Origin of the sequence: Gardnerella sp. DNF01189 (assembly GCF_049244195.1) — a bacterium.
Classification (GTDB): Bacteria; Actinomycetota; Actinomycetes; order Actinomycetales; family Bifidobacteriaceae; genus Bifidobacterium; species Bifidobacterium swidsinskii.
The window spans coordinates 1,219,806-1,243,531 of record NZ_CP058385.1 but is presented as its reverse complement, the minus strand read 5'-3'; the positions used below and the strand labels follow the sequence as shown (position 1 = coordinate 1,243,531).

The following is a 23,726-nucleotide window of genomic DNA, read 5'->3' as shown; positions in this document are numbered from 1 at the left end:
CTACTTATTGCAATCTTCTAGTCCTGCTCTAGCAGAAACTTCCACGTTAGAAGCAAATGGAATATTTAGCCCAACAGAAACACGAACAGTTACATCATTACTAGTAGAGTTGCAAGATTTCAAAAAAGCATTGCTTGAAGCAACAGTACGCGCAACAACCTCACACGCATTATCCTCCATCCTTTGCAACGCAGAAGCACCAGATAAAGCAGCAGAAGTTGCAACAGCATAAGCTTGATGTTTAGCTCCGAGAACATTACATAAAATAGCAGAAAGCACTACTATTGAGCAGACTGCGATCACTAGCATAATGCCAAGCATAGTGCCAGAACCGCAGTCAATGCCCTTACATCGCTTATGAATGAAATTTATTGAATGCTTCACAAAATTCTTGCGCCTACTCATACTAAAACCTGGCTTACATGACTTTCCACTAGAGGCGGCAAAATATGAAGAGGATCGGGAATAAGAGGACATTTAACAACAATATTCGCCATATTATTGCTACGACTTATTTTCACCGACGCTCCTTGACCTGCGACCGACTGCACAATACTTGCGGCAGCTTTATCGTCCTTATGAGTCACAAGATAATACGCAACTTGCGCAGCAGCATCATGACAATTCATAGTACATACAACTGCTCTACCTATGCCAATTAATACAAATAACAGTATTAATGCACAAGGCAAAACAATAGAAAATTCAGCAGTTACCGTCCCTCTGTCATAATCACTAATTCTGCGCAACAATCTTTTGCACACAATAACTTTCCGCATCATAAGCTCATTTCATCTGCTAAAACATGCCGTTAGCCGATTTTCAATGCTTTTTTCACTAAATCTGTCAACGTTGTGCGAACCGTATCTGATTTCAAAATAGCAACTAGCAGTGCAGCAAAACCAGTAGCAGCAATAATAACTACTGCATACTCAGCTGTTACAGCTCCAGAATCCTTATTTTTAAGACCTTCAGCGTACAGTTTTCTTTTTTGACACAAACGTGACTCAATATTCACTAATTGTTCATTTACTTGAAGCATAGACACAGCGTATCGTGCAACAAGTTTTTGCATTATCCCAACCATCATCTTGTACCTTTCACTTCAAACTATCCGAAATTTTCGGATAGAAATATTATTACAACTTGTTTTGCGAATGAAAATAAAAAAATTGCATTGTGGATAAAAGCTAATTTATTTTTCTAAAAATTTATTTTTAAAAAGCTAGCGCATAAGCGACATAACTGTTGGCAAAATTCCTATGCATATAAAAGACGGCAAAAAACATAATCCAACAGGAAGCAGCAATCGCACAGACAACTTAGAACTTTCTTGTCTAGCAATATTGGCCATATTTATCTCATAATGTTGAGCAAGTGCAGACAATACAGGAACTGGAGATGAACCATAACACCATGATTCTTTTAAAGATGTCATTAACCATCTAGCTAATATTTCTGAAGAATCTAAGTTTTTACGATTAGTAAATTTTGATTTATTTTCTAATTCAAAATTATCTTGTTTAGTATAAGTAGAAGACCATGCTTCATGCCACGTATCTCCTGCAAGTAAAGCATTGGAAACAGAGCAAAGCCACATGCCTTGACCACAAGGAAACACTTCTCCAACAGCACTAAGAGCCCTAGTAATAGCAACACCACTACGAAGTGAAACAATAATCATATGTAAACCAAGAAGAGGATCTACATATGAAACTTTGGAGTTACGCCATTCGTACTTAACTAGCATAATTTTACTGTTAAAACGCATACGATTATCTAATGAATCGCACTCTAATTTCAAACTCACCCATTGCCAAACAATTACAACAAACAATGGGATGATAAACAAAAGCTGCTTTGTGGATTCCATAAATCAGCCTTCCAGCGAGGCAGCATCCATTGCATGCTGAGATATTTGCAACATAGAACTAACCCATGCCAAACCCAATCCATAACATATTCCACCTATTGTTAATAAAATCCATCCATTTACTGTTGTAATTAACATCAAAATAGGGTGCCCACCTAATAATTCACCAGCAAAAAGAGCCAAAATAGGTAGAGCAGTAAGTAGTTTTATTGTTGCTTTTGGCATTGCAGCTACGTCAGCACGTAAATCTTCTGCACGCTTCTGAGCATGATATGACGCTGCCGTAGCTTCCACACATTCTGCCATAGCACAACCAAGAGTATTACTCAATTCATATGAAGCCATAAGACTTTCAGAAACAGTATGCATATGTTTTTCAAGCTGACGACGTTGATTCTTATTCATATTGCGGTTCTTTGGAAAACAACGTTCATAAAGCCATTTATAAATAATTTTTGTATTAACTGCACTACTGCAAATACATTGTTGAGACTTAGAGTCACTGTGAACAATCATTGCAAAAGTAGAACCAGAACGTAATGCAGCAATCATTCCAGCAAGAACTTCTTCAATATCCATTTTTACGCTCCAAGCAACAACAATCGACTACTAATTATTTGAACTGTCAACACATATGCTGGCCATATTTTCGGGAAGATTCCAATAATTTGAGAACTTAACCCATGCAGGCAAAAATTTCATGACAATACTGCCGTCAATTCCACAAGATAATTGCAAAACTGGAATGCCACACAGCAACGAAGCGCTAGAAGCGTATTGCAAAATACCGAGTTCTTTGATCATTCGACGCCCGTTAGAAGATCTCTCTACATGAATAACAACATCGAATGCTCCAGCAGCTAAAGCACATAAAGCTGCAGGCTCCAACCCAGCCAATAACCCTAATGCCATAAGACGAGCGGGAACTTTTTCTATTTCATCTGCATGAAGAGTTGTCATTCCACCCTTATGCCCGGAAGTAAACACTCTCAACAAATCAGCAATTTCTTCCCCACGACATTCACCAAGAATAATGCGATCCGGGCGCATTCTTAATGTTGCTTTTACTAATTGAGATAAGCCAATTTCTCCTACACCTTCTACATTAGCTTCTCGCGCACTTAACGAAACATGATTTTGTGTCAACTCGCCGAGCTCTCTAATTTCTTCAACAGATACAATACGATCTTCGCAATCAGCAGCAGCCAACAAAGCCTTCATAAGTGTGGTTTTCCCAGATCCAGTACTTCCAGTGATCATTATATTTGCTCGCTTTTTAACTAAAACGCTTAGAATACAAGACAATTCTTTTGGAAACATGCCTTGATCGCTTAAAGAAACAAGATCATAACGATTAACTGAAGGAAAACGAATTGACAATGCTGCTCCTTGAGATACAAGTGGTGCTAAAACAGCATGTATGCGAATGCCAGAAGTACTTGAAGCATCAGCAATAGGACACGCATCATCCAGTCTTTTGCCTAATTGTGCACAAAGCCATACAGCATATTCTCTTAACAAAGCAGGGTTGTTAAGCGGAACTCGAGTTGCGCGTTCCTTGAGACCTTGCCCACAATCTACCCACACACGACCGGACTCACTTACAACCATGTCTGTAACTCTTACATCATTGGCAAATTCCTGCAGAATTCCAAAATCGATATCACGAATATTATTTACGATCATATTTACCTCTTGAGTATTTCGAACGACGATATTGCGAACGACGATATTTAGTTACAGCATTTTTTGTATTTGATATAACATCTCCGATAAGCCAATTATTTATGCGTTTCATGGTTTCCTTCATTGAAGATGGTACATTTCGAATACCATATCCCCCTATAATGTCGGTGTACATGCGAGCATCGTGTTGCAAAGAACCAAGAAATGTAGTTGATAGATATTCAGAAGCTTCATCGATACTTAAAACATAAGATTTTTGCGTTAAACCACGAGGAGACAATCCAACAACAGCAAATTTATTAAACTTTACTTCAGAATCACACAAAGTATCTAATTTTTGTAGCAACGCTCTAAACCTTGCTAAATCAAGCACAGATAGCTCAACAGCAGCAAGAGTCGCACTGTCAATAAATTGCGGAATATTATGGTAAGACTTCATAGCAGTCTCGCCAGAACCTATATCTACAATAACTACATCAACAGCATCAGCTAAACCTCTAATAGCAGCCTCTAAAACCCAAGGTTCAGGATACTTACCATGCCATGGAGAAAATGCTAAAACATCCACATTGTCCCAATGCAATAGCTCATTGCGTAACACATAGCCATCGCATTTACCTAAAGAAGCATCAACTTCTTGCAACCTGCGGCCTTCATCTGATTCCAAACCAAGCAGAACGTCTAAACCACCATGAGTCAAATCAGCATCTACAAGAGCAACACTATGACCTTGTTCACTTATATAGCGCGAAAGAATAGATAGCGAAGTGCTTAGCCCAATGCCATCTGCAGCAGACATTCCAACTAAAATATTTTTAGGCAACGGATCTAAAGAATCACGCGCAATAAGATTATCTTCTTCAGAATTATTAAACATGCAAGACTTATGCTTAATAGAAATATCTTGTGAGCGTTCAGTGTGTTGAAAACTCTCCACATCTTGAGAACTCTTAGGCAAAAGAGTCATAACAGTATGATCGTCAGCTATACAAGGCGTGCTTTTTACACCATTAGACGCAGATTCGTATATAGATTTATCTGCAACTTGAGGAGGATAAACATAACGTTTAACATCTCTAAATGCGCCTACAGCTTCGCCATTGTTATAATTTTTATCAATCTGCTTAACGCCAATTGATTTGTTGCTTACACTCATATTCATACTCATGCGTCTATTGAAACGCATACAGCAATGAGTTTTCAACAATATTCATGCAATGTGGTTAAAAGCTCAGGAAATATTAAGAATAAGCAAATATTGCACAAAAATTATCTATAAAAACATCTATTTTACAGAATTTACAGATGGCAATACTAAATCTTTATTAACTTTCATATAGCGTTCAAGTAACTCACCATAAATTGGCTTAGTTTTTAGAATATCCGAAATAAGCAATGCGATAAATGCAGAAGCTGCAACTGGAAGCGTATGAATCATAGTTCCAGACATTTCAACAGTAAGCAAAATCGAAGTGAGTGGAGCTTTTACAGATGCAGACAACGTACCAGCCATAACGCAAACTGCAAACACAGATACAAATTTTGTATCAATGCCAAATGCTGAAACGCTAGTAATCCAGCGCGCAGCAACACCACCTGCGAGCGCACCTACTGCAAGAATAGGCATAAAAATACCACCGGGAGCGCCACAACCAAAACTCGTAGAAGTAAACAACATTTTTGCCACAAATAGCAAACAAAGCATTGCAAGACTTGCTTTTCCATATTCAGAAAGTCGCACTAAATTAGATCCGCCACCAAGAACTTCAGGCAGGAACAAGCCAACTGGTATTGCAATTAAGCAAGCAATAGCAACAGGCATCCACTTTGGCAAATATCCGTATAATGTTTGCAAACCAAGTAACGAACGATTCATTATCGAGCCTACAAAACCTGCAAAAATACCAAGAGGAATAATCCAAATATGCAAGTTCATTGGCAAATCTGGAATCTGACCAAAATCAAGAACTGGACGCAACCCGAAACAAGTTTGCGAAACAAAATCAGCACATAAAGCAGCTGCAGCAGCTCCTATAAGAACAATTGAAGTCAAGCCGTGCTGAATCTCCTCCATAGCAAACATAACTCCAGAAAGTGGCGCAGAAAACGCAGCAGATAAACCGGCTGCAGCTCCAGCAGTTACTACATAATGCTCTTTAATATCGTCACGCCTACCTTTACGGAAAATTCGAGACAACATCTGAGCACCACATGCACCTATTTGAATAGATGGACCTTCACGCCCAAGAGACAATCCAAATAAAGAACCAAGTAAACCGCCAACAAAACGCACTGGCAGAATCGTGTGCCATCGCATATTCAAACCGCGATTAACATATCCCACGACTTGAGGAATACCACTTCCAGAAGCCATACTTTCTTTACGACTCATCCAGCCAATAATTAAACCTGCAATTACAGCAAAAATTAAGCATGGCAAAATCCACCATGCGTTATGCCGGATTTGTAAATACATCCAACGCGCAAAATCCGTACCGTATTCAATACCAAGCCTGTAAGAAGCTACTAATGAACCAGAAACAACGCCGACAAATATCCCAGCTAATATTACTTTCCAACGAAGCTGGCAAAAAGTTTTTGATATTTGCTTTAAGTTATTACTCAAAAAGCTCAATGCATTCTTAAACTTCACTACAACTCGATTCTGCGCACAACACTTAACTTCTAAATACTAAATTACGTACAGTAACAATATTTGCGAAACAATATACCCAACAGAAGCAGCAAAGAATGGAACAATAAGTTCTGCAAAAAGCAAGAACACTCCATCTTTTATGCGCTTTCTTTGAATAAGATCCACACCTTCAAAAATTGCAGTAGAAAACGTGGAAAATCCACCCAAAAATCCCAAAATCATCAAATAAGCAAAACGTACTCCACATATTGCAGCTGCAACCATGAAAACATTAGACATAACACCTATAGCAAATGAAGCAACGCAATTGATAAATAGCGTTGCAACTGGAACTTCGCTTTTATGAGCAGCTGAAATTTTTTTAGTCATTGCGCATCTTAAAACAGCACCTAAACCGCCAAAAAAGCAAGGCAAAATAAACATAATAAAAACGTATAAAGAATTCATCACTTCATCACCTTAGTGTTAGCTTCTGCAACAGATCGACTTTGCTTTTTGTTCATGCAATTCGCAATTCCTGTTCCAACCCAATTACCAACAAAAGCCATAAAAACGCCAAAAAGCAGCGAAAAAAGCATGCCCAAAACAACAAGCGTCATGCGTGGAGACATAAAAGACATTGCACTTTCAAACGCGAAAGTAGACATAGTCGACAATCCGCCACAAAAGCCTGTTCCTAGCGCATATTTATACAAAGTTTGCTTTTCTTGCGTTAAAGCTTTAACAGATATTGCAGTAACAAGAGCAAAAATAAAGCATGCAATCATATTCGACAAAAAAGTTCCTAAAGTAAGCTGACCAAATATAAATGATTGTCCGTCTACTTGGTGAATCGTGTGCGCATAAGAAGAAATTACTGCGCGCACGAAAGCTCCACATGTACCACCAATAAAAACTAAAAAGTATAATCGACAATTATTTTTTTTATTTTTTCCGCTTATTTTACTCATTTTCACTCTTTTTGAAATTATCGTCATAAACCAAAACGACACTCCCAACCGAGAAGTGCCGTTTTGCTAAGTTGATCATAAAATAATAAACAATTTCAGTCAGTTAGTGAGTGAACACTAATGATATGATCACGCTGCGGACCAGTTCCAATAGCAGAAATACGGCAATGAGAAAGCTCTTCCAAACGCTTTACATAACTTTGCGTATTTTGAGGCAAATCTTCAAACTTATGAATTTGAGAAATATCCTCATTCCAGCCTGGAAGCATCTCGTATACTGGTTTCGCAGAAGCAAACAGTGATTGATCTACAGGCATTTCTTCCATACGCTGAACTGTTCCATCAGACAAAGTCACATCATAAGCTACGCAAACTGGGATTTCCTTCAAACCAGTCAAAACGTCAAGCTTAGTAAGAACAATATCCGTCAAACCATTTACGCGAGTTGCATAACGGCTTACTACAGAATCAAACCATCCACAACGACGAGGACGACCAGTTGTAACACCATATTCATGGCCTTGCTCACGCAACCAGTCACCCTGCTCATCCAAAAGTTCAGTTGGGAATGGACCTTCACCAACACGAGTAATATACGCTTTCGCTACTCCAATTACGCGCGTAATACGAGTAGGACCAACACCAGTACCCGTGCAAGCGCCACCAGCAGTAGGGTTTGAAGAAGTTACAAACGGATAAGTGCCATGATCGACGTCAAGCATTGTGGCTTGTCCACCTTCAAACAGCACAGTTTTGCCTTCATCCATTGCTTCATTCAATACTAATGAAGTATCAGCAACATATTTCTTCAAGCGTTTGCCAAGCTCCACAAGTTGAGCAGTAACTGCATCAATATCAATAGGATGTTGATTATAAAGTTTTACAAGCATTTGATTCTTTTGATGCAAACTTGCTTCAACTTTGTCGCGCAAGTGATCAGCATTAAATAAATCATGCACTCGAATACCAACACGATTAATTTTATCTGCGTAAGTAGGTCCAATACCACGACCAGTCGTGCCGATCTTGTGTTTGCCAAGAAAACGCTCAGTTACTTTATCAATAACTCGATGATACGGAGTAATAACATGCGCAGCTTCGCTCACAAGCAAGCGCGAACAATCTACACCGCGAGATTCCAAAGCGTCAATTTCTTCAAGCAATACCTCTGGATCAACAACAACACCATTACCAATTACAGGCGTAACATTAGGGCTGATAATTCCGCTTGGAAGTAAATGTAATGCATAAGATTTATCGCCAACAACGACAGTGTGCCCAGCATTATTACCGCCATTAAAACGTGCGACAATATCAACCTTTGAACCAATTAAATCTGTTGCTTTGCCTTTACCTTCGTCACCCCATTGAGCTCCAATAAGCACAATACCAGGCATGCCGCACCTCCATTTTTGAGCTAACGCTGCTCAAATAAGCACAATCCTTACCTGTTAAGACTATCTCTATGCCCCTACCGAATAAGAAAATGAAATATATAAAATTAAAAATTTACTATTTCAGTGCTTTACCAGCAGAACCTAACTGCACACAAGCTTCTGCTACACGCTGAGCCATGGCTTTTTCGGCTTCACGACCCCAAGATCGAGGATCATACAACTTCTTTTCGCCAACTTCTCCGTCTATTTTAAGAACAGAGTCATAATTGCTGAACATGTGACCAGCGATTGCACGAGTAAAAGCGTATTGAGTGTCGGTATCTATATTCATTTTAATTACGCCGTAACGCACAGCTTCAGCAATCTCTTGAGCAGTAGAGCCAGATCCGCCATGAAATACCAGCAGGAACGGCTTTTTAGAAGCGCCAAAGGTGCGAGTATCACAAATATTTTGATAGTTCTGATATACAGTTTTTTGGATTTCTTGCAATAATTTAGGATGCAGTTTTACAACGCCAGGCTTATAGGCTCCATGAACGTTGCCAAAAGTAAACGCTGCCATATACCTGCCACGTTCACCCAAGCCAAGTTTATCCACAACACGCAAAGCATCTTCAGGCGTAGAATACAATCTCTCGTCAATATCAGCACGATGCCCATCTTCTTCTCCACCAACAGCACCAATCTCAATTTCAAGAATTGTGCGAGATTTTTGCGAAGCATCCAGCAACTGTTCTGCAACGTCTAGATTATGTTGCAAAGGCACCGTTGAGCCATCCCACATATGCGACTGAAATAATGGTTCTTCGCCTTTTTTGACTCGTTCTGTTTCATAAGAAATTAGTGGTTGAATCCAATCATCTAAATATTGCTCAGCACAATGATCTGTATGAAGCGCAATAGTGATATTAGGATATTGAGCTGCTACTTCGTGCGCAAATTTTGCAAATGCTATTGAACCAACAACACGATTATTGAGAGATTGACCCGAAAAATAAGCAGAGCCACCGACAGAAACTTGGATAATGCCATCAGATTCAGCTTGAGCAAATCCCTGCAAAGCTGCATTAAGAGTTTGCGTACTAGTAACATTGATAGCAGGGTATGCGTAGCCACCTCGACTTGCAGCATCAAGCATATGCGCATAACGTTCAACAGTTGCAATAGTCATACTTGTATTATCCGCCTTTATTACTCAGATAGCCACGCATATGCACAAAAACATTACATACCGATATGCGAAAATCTATTTTCAAAATCTACAAACTGATTGTGATTCATAGTTCAACGCAATTAAAATAACAGAAATATCTAATCTCAAGACTGCATTTGCTGATGACGTTTCTTAGCCTCAGTAACAACAAACTCGTGATATTTCAACGCAATCGAAGAATCTAATCCGGCATTTTCCGCAATATTTAGCAAACTTTCTATTTGCTGCTGCTCTCTTTTAGAATCCTCAGGAGCAAATCCAGCTTCAGCCTTCAACTCACCAATTCGTTTCGTAGTTTTAAACCGCTCAGCAAGCAGCGCAATTATTGCATTATCAAAATTATCAACAGATTGACGCAACACAATAATCTCTTCGGCAGCAACTTTGCAACATGTCGTAAGAGATGTATCGCGCGCGTCAACCGTTGTTTCAGAAAAATCACACATATTATTTAATCGAAATATGTTTGCAGAACCATAGTTGTTTCTGTACTGACAGGGACTATGCGATGAATGGTATTAATAAGTTCTTCCAATTTGCTTGGCGTAGCAACACGCACTACCAGCATAAAACTTGGACTACCAGTAATCGAATAGCAAGCTTCAATACCAGAAATATCACGCAATTTGTTAGGTATTGTAGCTTCCTGCCCAAAATCAAGTGGCGTAACAGACACAAATGCGCTTACAGGTAAACCACGACGCTCATAATCAATTAACGCGCGATAACCAGTAATAACACCTTTACGCTCAAGCTTTTGCACTCGAGATTGAACTGCAGAAACAGACAAACCCGAAGCCTTCGCCAAACGAGTTAACGTCGCTCGACCATCATGTTCGAGAATATCAACAATGATTGCATCAGTTGAATCCATAGCTATACTAGTTTCAGCTTTATGAGGATTTCCAGCCATACGTCCTCCATTCTCCAGTCGACGCTGAATTGAGAATCTAAAACGAATCTATGTAGCGCCACATTGCAGTCTCTTTCATGGTACAGTATTTTTTACAGAAAAAGAACAAATTTATTCAAAAAATAATAAAAAATACAAATTATTACGTTAAAAATAATTTTTTCTTTTAACATCAGCCGTAATAGTGTTGTACAATTCGCATAATAAGCGTATAAACGAAGCCTATAACCTTTAAAGATTATTCTTATAAAATCAAAACCAACAATCAAAAAGGAGCACAGCATGGCAAAAGTAGCGAAACATGCAATTTCAATACCTCGTTCAGGTATTAGAGATGTATTTGACCGTGTAGAACAAATACCAGACGCTATTTCACTATGCCTAGGAGAACCAGGCGAAACTGCTTCCTCACACATTGTTGAAGCCGCGTGCAACTCATTACGAGAGGGAAAAACAAAATACACAGACGTTTTAGGCATACCAGAATTCCGCGAGGCAGCTGCAAATTATACGAATAGAGTAAAAGGTTTAAACTACAACGCAGACACAGAAATTCAAGCCGTTGACGGCGCTACTATTGGATTATATTTAGCTATTAAATCAGTAATAGATCCGGGAGATGAGGTTATTATTCCATCTCCATACTTCACATCATACGATGCAGAAGTGCTAATGTGCGAAGGAATTCCAGTAACTGTAGCCCTTAAGCCAGAACATGGAATGCATATTAATGCAGCAGAAATACGCAAAGCTATATCGCCACGCACTAAAGCCATCATTATCAATTCTCCATGCAACCCAACCGGTGCTGTAACAACCGCAGAAGAACTCGAAGAAGTTGCAAAATTATGCCAAGAATTTAATCTTTGGGTAATTTCTGACGAAGTCTACCATCCATTCGTATTCGCAAGCAATCCAGAAACTGAACCTTGCGGAAATGCTGTAGCACCATCTATTGCAGCAGCTGAAGGAATGCACGAACGAACCATTATTGTAGAAAGTTTATCGAAAACTTATGCAATGACAGGATGGAGAATTGGATATATTCTTGCACCAAGTCAAGTTATTGAGCAAACCAGCAAAATTGCAGAAATGATGCATTCTTCTGTAAATTCTACCGCACAATATGGCGGCGTAGCTGCATTAACAGGTCCGCAAGATCACGTGCGCGAAATGAGAGAAGAATATCGTGCAAAACGTCAGCTTGTTATAGACGGATTGGCAAATTGCAATGCATTGCGTCTTATAGAGCCTCAAGGTGCATTCTACGTTTTTGTTGACGTTCGACCAACTGGTTTAAGTTCAGAAGAATTTAGCAAAAAACTTTTAGATGAAGAAAAAATTGCTGTTGTGCCAGGAGAAGCCTTTGGCGCAGAAGGAAGCGGATTCGTGCGACTATCTTACGCTGGGAAAGCAGAAGAACTTAAAGAAGGCGTAGCGCGCATAAGCAAATTTGCACTTGCGCAACAAGCTTTACATGCTGCATAAAATATTAGTTATTAACGAATATAAATATAAATAAAATTATTGCCCCTTGGTAGATAATCCAAAGGGCAATAATTTTAATTCCTTACGAAATAAGAACTACGCAATAGTCGTAGAAGAAGAATTATTCGTAGCAGTGCCAGTTTGTTGAGTTATGGCAGCCAAGAAATCACGGTTTGAAGCAGTTTTCTTCAATCGAGGAATCAAAGTCTGATACGCTTGCTCTGCCTCAAGACCACCAAAGAGACGGCGCAAACGATAAATAACTGGCAAATCTGCAGCTGGAGTAATTAACTCCTCGCGACGAGTTCCAGAAGCATTAATATCTACTGCTGGGAAGAGACGCTTATCAGCCAAATCTCTACTCAAACGCAATTCCATATTTCCAGTGCCCTTAAACTCTTCGAAGATTACTTCATCCATCTTAGAGCCGGTTTCAACCAATGCAGAAGAAATAATCGTCAAAGAGCCGCCGTCTTCAATATTTCGAGCAGCACCGAAGAACTTCTTTGGTGGGTACAACGCCTGAGCATCAACACCACCGGAAAGAATACGACCAGAAGTAGGAGCAGCAATATTGTAGGCTCTAGCCAAACGAGTCATAGAATCAAGCAAAACCACAACATCCTGGCCAAGCTCAACCAAACGCTTAGCGCGCTCAATAGCAAGCTCAGCAACAGTAGTGTGATCCGTTGCAGGACGATCGAATGTAGAAGAAATCACTTCGCCTTGCACAGTGCGTTCCATATCGGTAACTTCTTCTGGACGCTCATCGACAAGCACAACCATAAGATGCACTTCAGGATTATTTGTAGTAATTGCATTTGCAATATTCTGAAGAGTAATGGTTTTACCAGCCTTTGGTGGCGACACAATCAAACCGCGCTGACCTTTACCAATTGGGGCAACTAAATCAATAACACGTCCCAACATGCGATTCGGAGTAGTTTCTTGCTTCAAACGCTCTTGTGGGTATAACGGCGTCAACTTAGCAAATTGCGGTCGAGACTGAGCTTCTTCAACGCTCATTCCATTAATGCTATCGATTGTTTGCAAAGGAACAAACTTTTGGCGCTGATTTCGACGATCGCCTTCGCGAGGAGCACGAATGGAGCCTTGAACTGCATCACCCTTGCGTAAGCCATATTTTTTAATTTGGCTCATTGAAACATAAACATCGTTAGGACCAGGCAAATAACCAGAAGTGCGCACGAATGCGTAAGATTCTAAGACATCAACAATTCCAGCTACTGGCACGAGCTCTTCCTGAGACTCTTCACGACGAGACTCACGTAAATCATGCTCTTCGCGAGCATCGCGTGCATCGCGATCAAGACGAACATTGCGATCGTTACAATCTTGACGTTCTCCACGCTCAGCACGACGTTCATCACGATCTTCACGTTCTACTCGATTCATGCGTTCTGAATGATTCTGTCGATCTGAATAATCTGAACGAGACTCATCGTAATCACGTGCACGACCGCGCATACGACGCTGGAAACGATCAGCACGATTTTGTTGTTCTTCTCTATCAAAGTCACGAGAAGCTACACGCTGACGACGCGGTTCACCCTCTGCATGAGAATCTTCACCAGGCAATGTTGCCAAAATTTGATCCAACTCATGCGAATCCATACCATCTTCTCTACGATCGCGATTATCATTACGATCTTCTGAGGAACGACGACGCTGGAATGTATTATTACGATTCGCATCGCGTCGATAATTTTTATTCCCAAAATCTTCTTCGTCTCTATAGCGACGATCTGAAGCAGCATTGGGAACCAAAACTTCTAACGCTTCTAAATCACTATTGTCTTTCGATGACCTAACATCTTCTATATCTGTACTAGTATCTGCAGTTTTATTAGCATTCACAACATCACGAGGAACACGAACACTTACACCTGCAGGCGCTTCTCCCCCATTACGAGCAGCCGTCAGTGTAGCCACCAACTCAGGCTTACGCATTGTAGATGTACCGCGCAAACCCATTTGTTTCGCAAGATCTTTCAATTCTGAAAGCTTCATTTTTTCAAGATTCTGGCCTGTTGCCACAATTTTACCTTTCCTTAACTCGCACGGAATAGAGACCCGGCAAGTCTTTACATGGAAGATTACGGAAAAATCCGTCACGAACTCGCTGCTATTTCATAACAATTCATATGTACATAACAACGAACATTATGTATGCTACTACAGCTATACGACGCTGTACAATGCGACGCGCCATAGTATTTAGTATTTTATTGCAATTTCTATAAAGTTTTTAAAGAGCTACTCACATAAACAAAAAGCGCCAATAACTTGGGTAACACCCAGTATTATTGACGCTATATCGCTAAATTATTTGCGCTTTAAAATCAAACGCTCAAATTTATACGAGAATTAATTACTACTTCTTTTCGTGATACGACTTTTCAGTATTAACAGACCACACGTTCTTCTTAGAAGTTTCTCCAGTTCGGATATCTTCTACAGCCTCAATAGCAGTTGCCATTGAATGATCTTGGTTATTATAACGATGCTGTCCATTACGACCAACGCAATACAAATTACCAAAGCCATCAAGATAATCAATCAATTCAGGCATCTGAGCGTATGTGTCAAAGTAAGCAGGATATGCCTTTGGAACTCGCTCACGGTGAGAATCAAGAACGTCTTCCTCACCATTGATAACCTGCATACGAGTCAACTCGTCAATAGCCATCTTGCGAGCATCATCATCACTCATATTCCAGAAGTCGTCACCTTCGTCGCAGAAGTACTCAAGACCAATCCAAACAGTGTTATCAACATCCTTAACGAGATATGGGCTCCAGTTGTTGAAGATTTGCAAACGTCCGACTTTATATCCAGGATCCTGCACGTAAATCCAGCAATCAGGAACAATAGGAGGATTACCAAGCGTTGGAATAGTGGTAGTATTACGCAGACGCACGCGCTTAACAAGCAAGCCTACAGTCACAAAATCGCGATAAGGTAAACCTTTGGCAACGCGTTGCATTTCTGCTGGAACTTCAGCCTTTTCGTCACCATTTGCACCCTGCTCAAGAGCAGCTACCAAATCCTTAATTGGCATAGAAGATATAAACTGGTCGGCGTGCAATTCTGAACGCTCTCCATTTGCATCTTCAACTACAACACTGGAAATCTTTCCGTCTGCTTGCTTAATAGCAACTACCTTTGCGTCTGTGCGCACAGTAGCACCGTTTTCGCGGCAACGACGCTCAACCGTTTCCCACAACTGACCAGGACCAAGCTTTGGATACCAGAATTCCTCAATTAATGAGGTTTCTACTTCCTTTTCCTTGCCTTTTTTCTTAGGGAAAAGCTTGGAAAAAGCGTTCTTCAACACTTCCACAATGCTCAAGCCCTTAACGCGCTGAGCACCCCAATCGGCAGAAATTTGGCTTGGATGCCTACCCCAAAGCTTCTCTGTATAGCCCTCAAAGAACATGGAATAAAGTTTCTTGCCGAAACGATTAATGTAGAAATTCTCAAGATTAGTTTCTGGCAACTTGTGAATCATAGACCACAAATAGCTGAAGCCAACCTTCATAGTCAAGATAAAGCCCATAGAACGCAAGGTTGCTGCAGAAAGAGAAATTGGATAATCAAAGAAATGATGATTCCAGAAAATACGAGAAACGCGATGACGCTTCAACATCACTTCATCTTCAACTTCAGGATCAGGTCCACCTGCTTCCAAATCATGATGACGACCAAGCTTTTTATCATCATATGAAGGCGCACCCTGGAGAGGTAGCATTTCACGCCACCACTGCATAATACGGTCATCTTTTGAGAAGAAACGATGACCGCCAATATCCATACGATTGCCGTTATACTTCACAGTACGCGAAATGCCGCCAAATTCACGCGTGGCTTCGAGTACTGTTACGTCGTAGCGGCTGGATCCGCCATCCTTAACGAGTTCCCAGGCTGCCGTCAACCCTGCCGGACCACCACCAATAATTACCACAGATTCCTTTGGGGATTGTGTATCCGTCACTTGTCCTCCATCTTAATACATCAAATTTTTACGAAAACACTTTGCGTGCTAGGTAAGCAATTCCTATACATCCTTATTGAGCATACGCGCATCACGCGATAGATTCAGGAATGTCAATGTCTGTTTTTTGTACTTCTTCAACATTTACATCTTTAAAAGTTACTATTCGTACATTTTTAACAAAACGCGAAGGGCGGTAAACATCCCATACCCAAGCGTCCGTAAGTTGAACATCAAAATAAACATCCTGACCTGCTGAACGCACATTAAAATCGACTTTATTGGCTAAATAAAATCGTCGCTCTGTTTCTACAACATAAGTAAAAAGCTTAATAACATCACGGTATTCTTTGTATAACGCAAGTTCTGCATCGGTTTCATAGTTGTCGAGATCTTCGGCGCTCATTACTTACCTTCCGTATTACGTTTGCGTCCACGACCTATAATGCGCCACCAAGCTTTTTTTGATGAACTTCCTTCAGAGACGTTTACATTGTACGGCCATGCTTCATCAAGATTATCACGATGCACAGGTATAGCCACAGAATGTTCATGCGCACTCAAAGCTTCAATTACACCAGGATTTTCTTCAATAACGTGTAACCCAAAAGCATCTAGCGAGCGAATAGCATCATATTCATCTACAAGAGTGTCCATTACAACAAAATCTTGATATTTTTGATTCTGGGCATCCCATAATGCATCGCGCGCAGTGCCTGTTTTTACAAAGCCAAGCGATTGATACACCGAAAGCGAACGAGTATTAGTTGCCGGAACTCCCACCCAAATTCTATGCAACCCTAGACCAGTCGGCTCTGATGCAAAAGCATAAGTCATAACTCTAGGCATCGCATCGCGCGAATAGCCTCTTCCTCGATAATTTTTGCCTAAAACAACTTGAATTCGAGCACTGCGAGACCATCCGTCAATATCTATAAGGAAAATCATGCCAATAATGTCGCCGGAAGCGTTATTTGAATCATCCAAAACATCAGGAACAATCGCCCACGCAATAGTGTGACGCAATTGAACATCGCCAGCAAAACGACAAGATTCAGAAGGATTTTCGCCAATAAGACTATCTTTAGTCCATTGCATAGAGCTTTCAACCCACGAATGAACCATAGAACGCTCTGAATTAGCATCCTTTCCAGTAATAACTGCAGCACCATCAAATGCGCACAAATCATCCATTCTTTGAAAATCATCGCACGTAGCTGGACGAAGGTGCGCCATCTCTCCACGAATTTGAGGAATTACTATAGATTTTGGTAACTCGCGAGAGTTAATAACACCATCATTGGTTTGTTGCATAGTCACCTACTTGTATTGTGCCTTTGAGAATTAAGCCCTTCGCATAATTCTCATGTCGCATAATATATGATAATCCCGAAGACGAAAAATGCCTCGCAATGTTGATAAATAGTAAATTCTGCGCACCTGCTACACAAACAAATCTGATTTGAGCATGCAGCAAGTACGCAGCACTTACTTTTGAATATTGATTACGCTTTTACGTTTATACATTAGCGTTATCAAATATTAAATTTTTCAGCCTTTACGGCACTTTTCAGCCTTTGATTTTTGCCATCACAATCTTAGTAACAGCCTTAGCATCAGCCTGACCTTTAGTCGCACGCATGACAGCGCCAATAATTGCACCCATCGGCTTCATGTTTCCAGACTTAAGCTTTTCGGCAACTTCAGGATCGGCTGCAAGAGCAGCGTCAACAGCAGCTTCCAAAGCACCGTCGTCGTTCATAACCTTAAATCCGTGCTTCTTAACAACTTCATCAGGTTTACCCTCGCCAGCCAAAACGCATGCAACAGTTTGCTTAGCGAGCTTATCGTTAAGATTGCCGTCTGCAATTAACTTTTCAACTTCAGCCACATCTTGCGGAGTAATAGGCAATTCTTCCAAAGTCACGCCACGAGTGTTTGCTTCGCGAGCAAGCTCACCAAGCCACCACTTCTTAGCACCTGCTGCAGTTGCACCAGCTTTAACGGTTTCTTCAACCAAATCAAGAGCATCCGCGTTAAGAATATCTCGCATTTCAAGATCGCTAATACCCCATTCGCTTTGCAAACGGTTACGACGCTCGCGAGGCATTTCAGGCATTTGCGCCTTCATGCGCTCAATATGCTCTTTAGTGATGTGAAGCATAACCAAATCAGGATCTGGGAAGTAGCGATAATCGTCAGCATCCGACTTCACACGACCGCCAGCAGTAGTCTGAGTTGCCTCATCCCAGTGACGAGTTTCCTGCAAAATCTCGCCGCCTTCACTCAAAATAGCAGCTTGACGACGAATCTCATATTGGAGCGTCTTTTCGATTCCGCGGAATGTGTTCACATTCTTAGTTTCTGAACGCGTACCAAATGGATCGGTTGGCTTGCGACGGAGCGAAACGTTCACGTCAGCACGCATATTGCCCTGCTCCATGCGAGCGTGAGAAATGTTGAGAGCGCGAACAATATCGCGAATAGCACGCATGTATGCGCCTGCGATTTCTGGAGCGCGGCTGCCAGCGCCTTCGATTGGCTTAGTTACAATCTCGATTAAAGGCACACCTGCGCGATTGTAATCAACCAAAGAATGATTTGCGCCTTCAATACGGCCGTCAGCACCACCAACGTGCGTATTCTTACCAGCATCATCTTCAATGTGAGCGCGCTCAATCGGAACGCGGAACACGGTTCCATCTTCAAGCTCAACATCCAAGTAACCGTTGCCATTAGTAGGCTTATCGTACTGGGAGATCTGATAATCGCGAGGCATATCTGGGTAGAAGTAGTTCTTACGAGCGAACTGGCTCCACTCAGCAATTTCGCAATGCAATGCCAAACCAAGCTTAATTGCATAATCAACTGCAGTCTTGTTTACAACTGGCAAAGAGCCTGGCAAACCAAGGCTTACAGGAGTTAGCTGAGTGTTTGGCTCGCCACCAAAAGACACTTCCGCTGGGCAAAACAGCTTTGTGCGCGTGCTAAGCTCAACGTGAGTTTCCAAACCGAAAACTGGGTCAAATTGCTCCACAGCATCGGCGTATTTCATAAGTTTTTCAGCCATGAGAATCCTTCTTACTTAAGCTTTGCTTAACTTTACTTAGCCAATGAATCGAGCCAGCCAGCCTTAAGCGACTTCCAGATTGAGCCGCCCCACTGCTCTTCGAGAGCAGCTTCCAACGCTGCTGCAGGCTTGTACATCTTTTCATCATGGCATTGCGGAGCAATAATCTGAATGCCAACAGGCAAACCGTCGTCGCTTAAGCCAGCTGGGAGACTCAAAGCAGGAACTCCAGCCATGTTTGCAGGAATCGTAGCAATATCGTTCATATACATAGAAAGCGGATCGTCCATCTTCTCACCAAACTTAAATGCCGTTGTAGGGCTTGTTGGAGAAATAAGAACATCTACTTTCTTAAACGCTTCTTCGAAATCGCGAATAATAAGCGTACGAACTTTCTGTGCAGAACCATACCAAGCATCGTAATAGCCAGCGGAAAGCGCGTAAGTACCGAGAATAATACGGCGCTTTACTTCGTCACCGAAACCAGCTTCACGAGTTGCAGCCATCATATTTGCAGCAGTCTGAGGCTTGTCTGCTGGCGGCATTACGCGCAAACCGTAGCGCATGCCGTCGTAGCGAGCCAAGTTGGAGCTAACTTCGGAAGGCATAATAATGTAGTAAGCAGCCAAAGAATAAGGGAAATGAGGGCAGGAAACTTCCGTAACCTCTGCACCCATATCCTTAAGCAGCTGCACCGCCTCATTAAAGCGAGCTTCAACGCCTGGCTGGAAGCCTTCGCCACTAAGCTCTTTAACTAAACCAACCTTCAAGCCCTTCAAATCACGGCGAGCACCCTCGCGTGCAGCCTGAGCCATTGGAGGAACAGGAGCTGGAATAGAAGTAGAATCGCGCCTATCGTTACCACCGATAATTTCCTGCAAAAGCGCAGAATCAAGAACGGTACGAGAAACAGGTCCAATCTGATCCAAGGAACTTGCCATAGCGATTGCACCAAAACGGCTAACACCGCCATAAGTTGGCTTTGCGCCGACTGTACCAGTTAAAGCACCTGGCTGACGAATAGAGCCACCTGTATCTGTACCCAAAGCAATAGGAGCCTCGAATGCAGCAACAGCTGCAGCTGAACCGCCGCCGGAACCACCAGGAACACGCTCAGTATCCCAAGGATTGCAAGTAGTTTGATAAGCAGAATGTTCTGTAGAAGAACCTTGAGCAAACTCATCCAAATTAGTCTTGCCGAGAATTGGCATGCCAGCTGCTTTGAGCTTTTCAATAACAGTAGCATCGTAAGGTGGAACCCAGCCTTCGAGGATCTTCGATGCTGCAGTGGTTGGAATGCCTTTAGTGACAATCATGTCTTTAATTGCAATTGGAACGCCTGCAAGCTCAGGCAAGCCTTCAGTCTCACCATTAGCGTTCTTAGCATCAAAAGCATCTGCCTGCTCGAGAGCAATATCTGCAGAAACATGCAAGAATGCCTTAATTTCTGGCTCTGCAGATTCAATGACTGCCAAGTGAGCTTCAACAAGTTCACGGCTAGAAACTTCTTTAGCTTTTACAGCCTTTGCCATATCGGCAGCAGAAAGTTTTACCAAATCTTGAGTATTAGTCATGTTTTTATTCCTCCCCCAAAATTCGAGGCGCTACAAACATGCCAGACTCACTTCTAGGAGCATCCGAAAGAGCTTCTTCTTGAGTCAAAGGTGTAGCAGGCTCATCTGGACGCAAATAAGCTTCCAAAGGCACTGGATTTGCAGTAGGTGGCACATCTTCGCCAGCAACTTCCTGCACTTTATTAATAGATTCTGCAATGACGTTCAATTCGCCTTGCAAGCGACTGATTTCTTCGTCGCTTAAAGCAATCTGGGATAAAACGCCCAAATGCTCAATTTCTTCGCGTGTGAATGTAGGCATAACCTCAACTATATGTGTGATACGTGACCTTCGTTAGTAGAAAAAAGCAATGTGGATAAAAGCTTTATGAGAATTATTTGTTGATTATTTTGTTTTATTGAGAAAGTACTACAAATTAATTCTTTAAGACTGAAGCAATTAAAAATTGCGCATGTGTAACACTAAATAATACTTGCACAAATATTTTGCATATATTTTCACAAAATTATCACGAATCAAAATACGTAAAATCCGTTCATTTTATCTGTCAACACGCCGAAACGACAAAACTGACGTAACAAAAAAGTGTTGGTATTTCAGCATTATTTAAACTTTTGTTTGAAACTTAAAAAATTATTTTAAACAATTATCGCATAAATAAAAAGTGTGTAATAATCGTGTGATGTGAGAAGCTGAAGCTGATGCACTGAAGCATATATATGCACTGAAGCACGTATTTGCAGCATCTCACTGAAAAAATAATTTGAAATAAAATCTAATAAAAATCGAAGGATACATATGAAGAGCACAAAGTTCTACCGTAATGCAGCAATGTTGTTGCTCGCGGGCGCGACTATTATTCCACAATGCTTAGCAGTTCCAGCAATGGCAGATTCTTCTGCAAAGCCTTCTGCACCAGCTGCATCTTGCGCAGCCAGCAAGGACTCGCTGAACAACTACTTGTGGGATTTGCATTACGATAAAACGAATATTCTCGCACGTCACGGCGAAACAATTAACAATAAATTCTCCAGCGACAGCTTCAACAAGAACGGCGAATTCGTTGTTGTTGAGCATCAGAAGAAGAACATCACCAATACAACGTCAAACTTGTCGGTAACTTCGGCCAACAATGATCGCGTGTATCCTGGTGCATTATTCCGCGCTGACCAGAATTTGATGGATAACATGCCAAGCTTGATTTCAGCAAATCGCGCACCATTAACTTTGAGCATTGATTTGCCAGGCTTCCACGGCGGCGAGAGTACTGTAACTGTGCAACATCCAACCAAGAGCTCCGTTACTTCAGCAGTTAACGGTTTAGTTTCTAAGTGGAATGCACAATATGCAGCAAGCCATCATGTGGCAGCTCGTATGCAGTATGATTCCGCAAGCGCACAGAGCATGAACCAGCTCAAGGCTAAGTTTGGTGCTGATTTTGCAAAGATTGGCGTACCGCTGAAGATTGATTTCGATGCAGTACACAAGGGTGAGAAGCAGACTCAAATTGTGAACTTCAAGCAAACTTACTACACAGTAAGCGTCGACGCTCCAGATAGCCCAGCAGATTTCTTTGCTCCATGCACTACGCCAGAAAGCTTGAAGAACCGTGGCGTTGACAGCAAACGCCCACCAGTTTACGTGTCAAACGTAGCTTATGGTCGCTCAATGTACGTAAAGTTCGATACCACCAGCAAGAGCACTGATTTCCAGGCTGCAGTAGAAGCGGCAATTAAGGGCGTAGAAATTAAGCCAAACACCGAATTCCATCGCATTCTCCAGAATACTTCTGTTACTGCAGTGATTCTCGGCGGCAGCGCTAACGGCGCAGCAAAGGTTATTACCGGCAATATCGATACGCTGAAGGCTTTGATTCAGGAAGGTGCAAATTTGAGCACCTCTAGCCCAGCTGTTCCAATCGCTTACACTACTTCCTTCGTAAAAGATAACGAAGTAGCAACTCTCCAGAGCAACAGCGATTATGTTGAGACTAAGGTTTCTGCTTACCGTGACGGTTATTTGACCTTGGATCACCGTGGAGCTTATGTAGCTCGCTACTACGTCTACTGGGATGAGTACGGCACTGATATCGACGGAACTCCATACGTACGTTCTCGCGCTTGGGAAGGAAACGGCAAGTATCGTACCGCTCACTTCAGCACAACGATTCAGTTCAAGGGCAATGTGCGCAATCTTCGCATTAAGTTGGAAGAAAAGACCGGCTTGGTATGGGAACCATGGCGTACAGTGTACAACCGTACTGATTTGCCGTTGGTTCGTCAGCGCACAATCAAGAACTGGGGCACAACCTTGTGGCCTCGCGTTGCTGAAACTGTAAAGAATGACTGAACTCATATTGCAATTGAGCATAAATAAATAAAACTGAAAAAATTAAGGACTTTATCTTGTAGCCAGTTACGAGATAAAGTCCTTAATTTTTTACACAAATAGGGTTTCTATTACATTTTTCGCAGTAGGATTTAGTTATGTTAGAGATACAAAATATATCCAAGTACTATAAAACAGCAAGTACTCAATGATATTTCTTTTGTAGCAGAAGATAGCAAAGTTACGGGATTTGTTGGCCCTAACGGTTCAATCAACTGCGCTATATTGCGCATTGGGACTCATAAAAGCCAATGAAGGTGAAGTATTATTCGACGGCGTCCCATACAAAAAGCTTAATTCCCCAATAAAAACAGTCGGCAAAGTATTAGATTTAAAAGCTAATTATAGAAATACTAGTTCTATAAAAAGCTCACATTCGTTGCAAAATATTGTAAAATTCCAAAAAGTCGCGTATCAGAGATTATGGATATTGCCGGAATCAGCTCTATGCAAAATATGAAAATCAAAGAAATATCAACCGGCATGCGCAACCACAACATGC

General features: G+C 41.4%; 23 protein-coding genes. 2 read left to right on the top strand and 21 right to left on the bottom strand.

All coding sequences use genetic code 11. From position 1 onward, the window contains the following. The 14 genes from HXT41_RS04950 to HXT41_RS04885 form a co-directional block, all read right to left on the bottom strand. Complete coding sequence (locus HXT41_RS04950) at positions 1 to 405, bottom strand: Rv3654c family TadE-like protein (protein ID WP_033888548.1); 405 nt, start codon at positions 403 to 405, stop codon at positions 1 to 3. After that, positions 402 to 782, bottom strand: a complete 381-nt coding sequence (locus HXT41_RS04945) for a TadE/TadG family type IV pilus assembly protein (protein WP_421782923.1) — start codon at positions 780 to 782, stop codon at positions 402 to 404. The genes HXT41_RS04950 and HXT41_RS04945 overlap by 4 nt, the downstream gene beginning before the upstream one ends. Before the next feature lie 29 nt (positions 783 to 811). Continuing rightward, positions 812 to 1,087 (bottom strand): DUF4244 domain-containing protein, encoded by a 276-nt coding sequence (locus HXT41_RS04940; RefSeq protein WP_033888546.1) that lies wholly within the window; start codon positions 1,085 to 1,087, stop codon positions 812 to 814. Positions 1,088 to 1,225: 138 nt separating this feature from the next. Then, positions 1,226 to 1,873 carry a type II secretion system F family protein gene (locus HXT41_RS04935; RefSeq protein WP_004110027.1) on the bottom strand — a complete coding sequence of 216 codons (648 nt, stop codon included), beginning with the start codon at positions 1,871 to 1,873 and terminating at the stop codon, positions 1,226 to 1,228. Between the two features lie 3 nt (positions 1,874 to 1,876). Further along, a complete protein-coding gene (locus tag HXT41_RS04930) occupies positions 1,877 to 2,452 on the bottom strand; it encodes a type II secretion system F family protein (RefSeq protein WP_004110029.1) in 576 nt (191 codons plus the stop codon). A 30-nt stretch (positions 2,453 to 2,482) separates the two neighbouring features. Next, positions 2,483 to 3,559: a CpaF family protein gene (locus HXT41_RS04925; RefSeq protein WP_421783959.1), complete on the bottom strand. Its 1,077-nt coding sequence runs from the start codon at positions 3,557 to 3,559 to the stop codon at positions 2,483 to 2,485. Further along, positions 3,546 to 4,721 (bottom strand): ATPase, encoded by a 1,176-nt coding sequence (locus tag HXT41_RS04920; protein WP_102703308.1) that lies wholly within the window; start codon positions 4,719 to 4,721, stop codon positions 3,546 to 3,548. The genes HXT41_RS04925 and HXT41_RS04920 overlap by 14 nt, the downstream gene beginning before the upstream one ends. Before the next feature lie 123 nt (positions 4,722 to 4,844). Next, the gene (locus tag HXT41_RS04915; RefSeq protein WP_004110037.1) at positions 4,845 to 6,212 is read right to left on the bottom strand and encodes a ClC family H(+)/Cl(-) exchange transporter; all 1,368 of its coding nucleotides are present in this window, start codon (positions 6,210 to 6,212) and stop codon (positions 4,845 to 4,847) included. Positions 6,213 to 6,251: 39 nt separating this feature from the next. Beyond that, on the bottom strand, positions 6,252 to 6,662 hold the full coding sequence (locus tag HXT41_RS04910) for a fluoride efflux transporter FluC (protein WP_004110041.1): 411 nt from the start codon (positions 6,660 to 6,662) through the stop codon (positions 6,252 to 6,254). Next, entirely contained in the window at positions 6,662 to 7,165 is a 504-nt protein-coding gene (locus HXT41_RS04905; protein ID WP_064622047.1) for a fluoride efflux transporter FluC, read from the bottom strand. The genes HXT41_RS04910 and HXT41_RS04905 overlap by 1 nt, the downstream gene beginning before the upstream one ends. Positions 7,166 to 7,260: 95 nt before the next feature. Then, positions 7,261 to 8,562, bottom strand: a complete 1,302-nt coding sequence (locus tag HXT41_RS04900; protein WP_004110044.1) for an adenylosuccinate synthase — start codon at positions 8,560 to 8,562, stop codon at positions 7,261 to 7,263. A 115-nt stretch (positions 8,563 to 8,677) separates the two neighbouring features. Then, the gene (gene fbaA / locus HXT41_RS04895; protein WP_004110047.1) at positions 8,678 to 9,733 is read right to left on the bottom strand and encodes a class II fructose-bisphosphate aldolase; all 1,056 of its coding nucleotides are present in this window, start codon (positions 9,731 to 9,733) and stop codon (positions 8,678 to 8,680) included. Positions 9,734 to 9,879: 146 nt separating this feature from the next. Next, entirely contained in the window at positions 9,880 to 10,221 is a 342-nt protein-coding gene (locus tag HXT41_RS04890; RefSeq protein ID WP_004110050.1) for a chorismate mutase, read from the bottom strand. Positions 10,222 to 10,226: 5 nt separating this feature from the next. After that, a complete protein-coding gene (locus HXT41_RS04885) occupies positions 10,227 to 10,688 on the bottom strand; it encodes an Lrp/AsnC family transcriptional regulator (RefSeq protein WP_004105907.1) in 462 nt (153 codons plus the stop codon). Positions 10,689 to 10,970: 282 nt separating this feature from the next. Here HXT41_RS04885 and HXT41_RS04880 point away from each other — a divergent pair, with 282 nt between their 5' ends. After that, a complete protein-coding gene (locus HXT41_RS04880) occupies positions 10,971 to 12,176 on the top strand; it encodes a pyridoxal phosphate-dependent aminotransferase (RefSeq protein ID WP_116994906.1) in 1,206 nt (401 codons plus the stop codon). Between the two features lie 96 nt (positions 12,177 to 12,272). Here HXT41_RS04880 and rho read toward each other — a convergent pair whose 3' ends face one another. The 7 genes from rho to gatC form a co-directional block, all read right to left on the bottom strand. Further along, positions 12,273 to 14,234 (bottom strand): transcription termination factor Rho, encoded by a 1,962-nt coding sequence (rho, locus tag HXT41_RS04875; protein ID WP_004110057.1) that lies wholly within the window; start codon positions 14,232 to 14,234, stop codon positions 12,273 to 12,275. 337 nt (positions 14,235 to 14,571) lie between these two features. Further along, positions 14,572 to 16,191 (bottom strand): NAD(P)/FAD-dependent oxidoreductase, encoded by a 1,620-nt coding sequence (locus HXT41_RS04870; RefSeq protein ID WP_012913735.1) that lies wholly within the window; start codon positions 16,189 to 16,191, stop codon positions 14,572 to 14,574. A 91-nt stretch (positions 16,192 to 16,282) separates the two neighbouring features. After that, complete coding sequence (locus tag HXT41_RS04865) at positions 16,283 to 16,597, bottom strand: DUF2469 domain-containing protein (protein WP_004105898.1); 315 nt, start codon at positions 16,595 to 16,597, stop codon at positions 16,283 to 16,285. After that, positions 16,597 to 17,505 (bottom strand): GNAT family N-acetyltransferase, encoded by a 909-nt coding sequence (locus tag HXT41_RS04860; RefSeq protein ID WP_076002568.1) that lies wholly within the window; start codon positions 17,503 to 17,505, stop codon positions 16,597 to 16,599. Before HXT41_RS04860 ends, HXT41_RS04865 begins: the two co-directional genes overlap by 1 nt. Before the next feature lie 256 nt (positions 17,506 to 17,761). After that, positions 17,762 to 19,261 carry an Asp-tRNA(Asn)/Glu-tRNA(Gln) amidotransferase subunit GatB gene (gatB, locus tag HXT41_RS04855; protein ID WP_076002567.1) on the bottom strand — a complete coding sequence of 500 codons (1,500 nt, stop codon included), beginning with the start codon at positions 19,259 to 19,261 and terminating at the stop codon, positions 17,762 to 17,764. Between the two features lie 32 nt (positions 19,262 to 19,293). Next, on the bottom strand, positions 19,294 to 20,835 hold the full coding sequence (gatA, locus tag HXT41_RS04850) for an Asp-tRNA(Asn)/Glu-tRNA(Gln) amidotransferase subunit GatA (RefSeq protein ID WP_102155533.1): 1,542 nt from the start codon (positions 20,833 to 20,835) through the stop codon (positions 19,294 to 19,296). 4 nt (positions 20,836 to 20,839) lie between these two features. After that, positions 20,840 to 21,136 carry an Asp-tRNA(Asn)/Glu-tRNA(Gln) amidotransferase subunit GatC gene (gatC, locus tag HXT41_RS04845; protein ID WP_004105888.1) on the bottom strand — a complete coding sequence of 99 codons (297 nt, stop codon included), beginning with the start codon at positions 21,134 to 21,136 and terminating at the stop codon, positions 20,840 to 20,842. Positions 21,137 to 21,634: 498 nt separating this feature from the next. Here gatC and vly point away from each other — a divergent pair, with 498 nt between their 5' ends. Next, positions 21,635 to 23,185, top strand: a complete 1,551-nt coding sequence (gene vly / locus HXT41_RS04840) for a cholesterol-dependent cytolysin vaginolysin (protein WP_421788596.1) — start codon at positions 21,635 to 21,637, stop codon at positions 23,183 to 23,185. Positions 23,186 to 23,726: the final 541 nt, after the last annotated feature.

What these genes read in the sequence shown, in the direction of transcription:
- gatB (WP_076002567.1), bottom strand. Translation starts at nt 19,261, where the DNA reads ATGGCTGAAAAACTTATGAAATACGCCGATGCTGTGGAGCAATTTGAC.
- HXT41_RS04880 (WP_116994906.1), top strand. Translation starts at nt 10,971, where the DNA reads ATGGCAAAAGTAGCGAAACATGCAATTTCAATACCTCGTTCAGGTATT.
- vly (WP_421788596.1), top strand. Translation starts at nt 21,635, where the DNA reads ATGAAGAGCACAAAGTTCTACCGTAATGCAGCAATGTTGTTGCTCGCG.
- HXT41_RS04910 (WP_004110041.1), bottom strand. Translation starts at nt 6,662, where the DNA reads ATGAATTCTTTATACGTTTTTATTATGTTTATTTTGCCTTGCTTTTTT.
- HXT41_RS04905 (WP_064622047.1), bottom strand. Translation starts at nt 7,165, where the DNA reads ATGAGTAAAATAAGCGGAAAAAATAAAAAAAATAATTGTCGATTATAC.
- HXT41_RS04865 (WP_004105898.1), bottom strand. Translation starts at nt 16,597, where the DNA reads ATGAGCGCCGAAGATCTCGACAACTATGAAACCGATGCAGAACTTGCG.
- HXT41_RS04885 (WP_004105907.1), bottom strand. Translation starts at nt 10,688, where the DNA reads ATGGCTGGAAATCCTCATAAAGCTGAAACTAGTATAGCTATGGATTCA.
- HXT41_RS04860 (WP_076002568.1), bottom strand. Translation starts at nt 17,505, where the DNA reads ATGCAACAAACCAATGATGGTGTTATTAACTCTCGCGAGTTACCAAAA.
- gatC (WP_004105888.1), bottom strand. Translation starts at nt 21,136, where the DNA reads ATGCCTACATTCACACGCGAAGAAATTGAGCATTTGGGCGTTTTATCC.
- fbaA (WP_004110047.1), bottom strand. Translation starts at nt 9,733, where the DNA reads ATGACTATTGCAACTGTTGAACGTTATGCGCATATGCTTGATGCTGCA.
- gatA (WP_102155533.1), bottom strand. Translation starts at nt 20,835, where the DNA reads ATGACTAATACTCAAGATTTGGTAAAACTTTCTGCTGCCGATATGGCA.
- HXT41_RS04930 (WP_004110029.1), bottom strand. Translation starts at nt 2,452, where the DNA reads ATGGATATTGAAGAAGTTCTTGCTGGAATGATTGCTGCATTACGTTCT.
- HXT41_RS04935 (WP_004110027.1), bottom strand. Translation starts at nt 1,873, where the DNA reads ATGGAATCCACAAAGCAGCTTTTGTTTATCATCCCATTGTTTGTTGTA.
- HXT41_RS04950 (WP_033888548.1), bottom strand. Translation starts at nt 405, where the DNA reads ATGAGTAGGCGCAAGAATTTTGTGAAGCATTCAATAAATTTCATTCAT.
- HXT41_RS04925 (WP_421783959.1), bottom strand. Translation starts at nt 3,559, where the DNA reads ATGATCGTAAATAATATTCGTGATATCGATTTTGGAATTCTGCAGGAA.
- HXT41_RS04945 (WP_421782923.1), bottom strand. Translation starts at nt 782, where the DNA reads ATGATGCGGAAAGTTATTGTGTGCAAAAGATTGTTGCGCAGAATTAGT.
- HXT41_RS04900 (WP_004110044.1), bottom strand. Translation starts at nt 8,562, where the DNA reads ATGCCTGGTATTGTGCTTATTGGAGCTCAATGGGGTGACGAAGGTAAA.
- HXT41_RS04890 (WP_004110050.1), bottom strand. Translation starts at nt 10,221, where the DNA reads ATGTGTGATTTTTCTGAAACAACGGTTGACGCGCGCGATACATCTCTT.
- HXT41_RS04920 (WP_102703308.1), bottom strand. Translation starts at nt 4,721, where the DNA reads ATGAATATGAGTGTAAGCAACAAATCAATTGGCGTTAAGCAGATTGAT.
- HXT41_RS04940 (WP_033888546.1), bottom strand. Translation starts at nt 1,087, where the DNA reads ATGGTTGGGATAATGCAAAAACTTGTTGCACGATACGCTGTGTCTATG.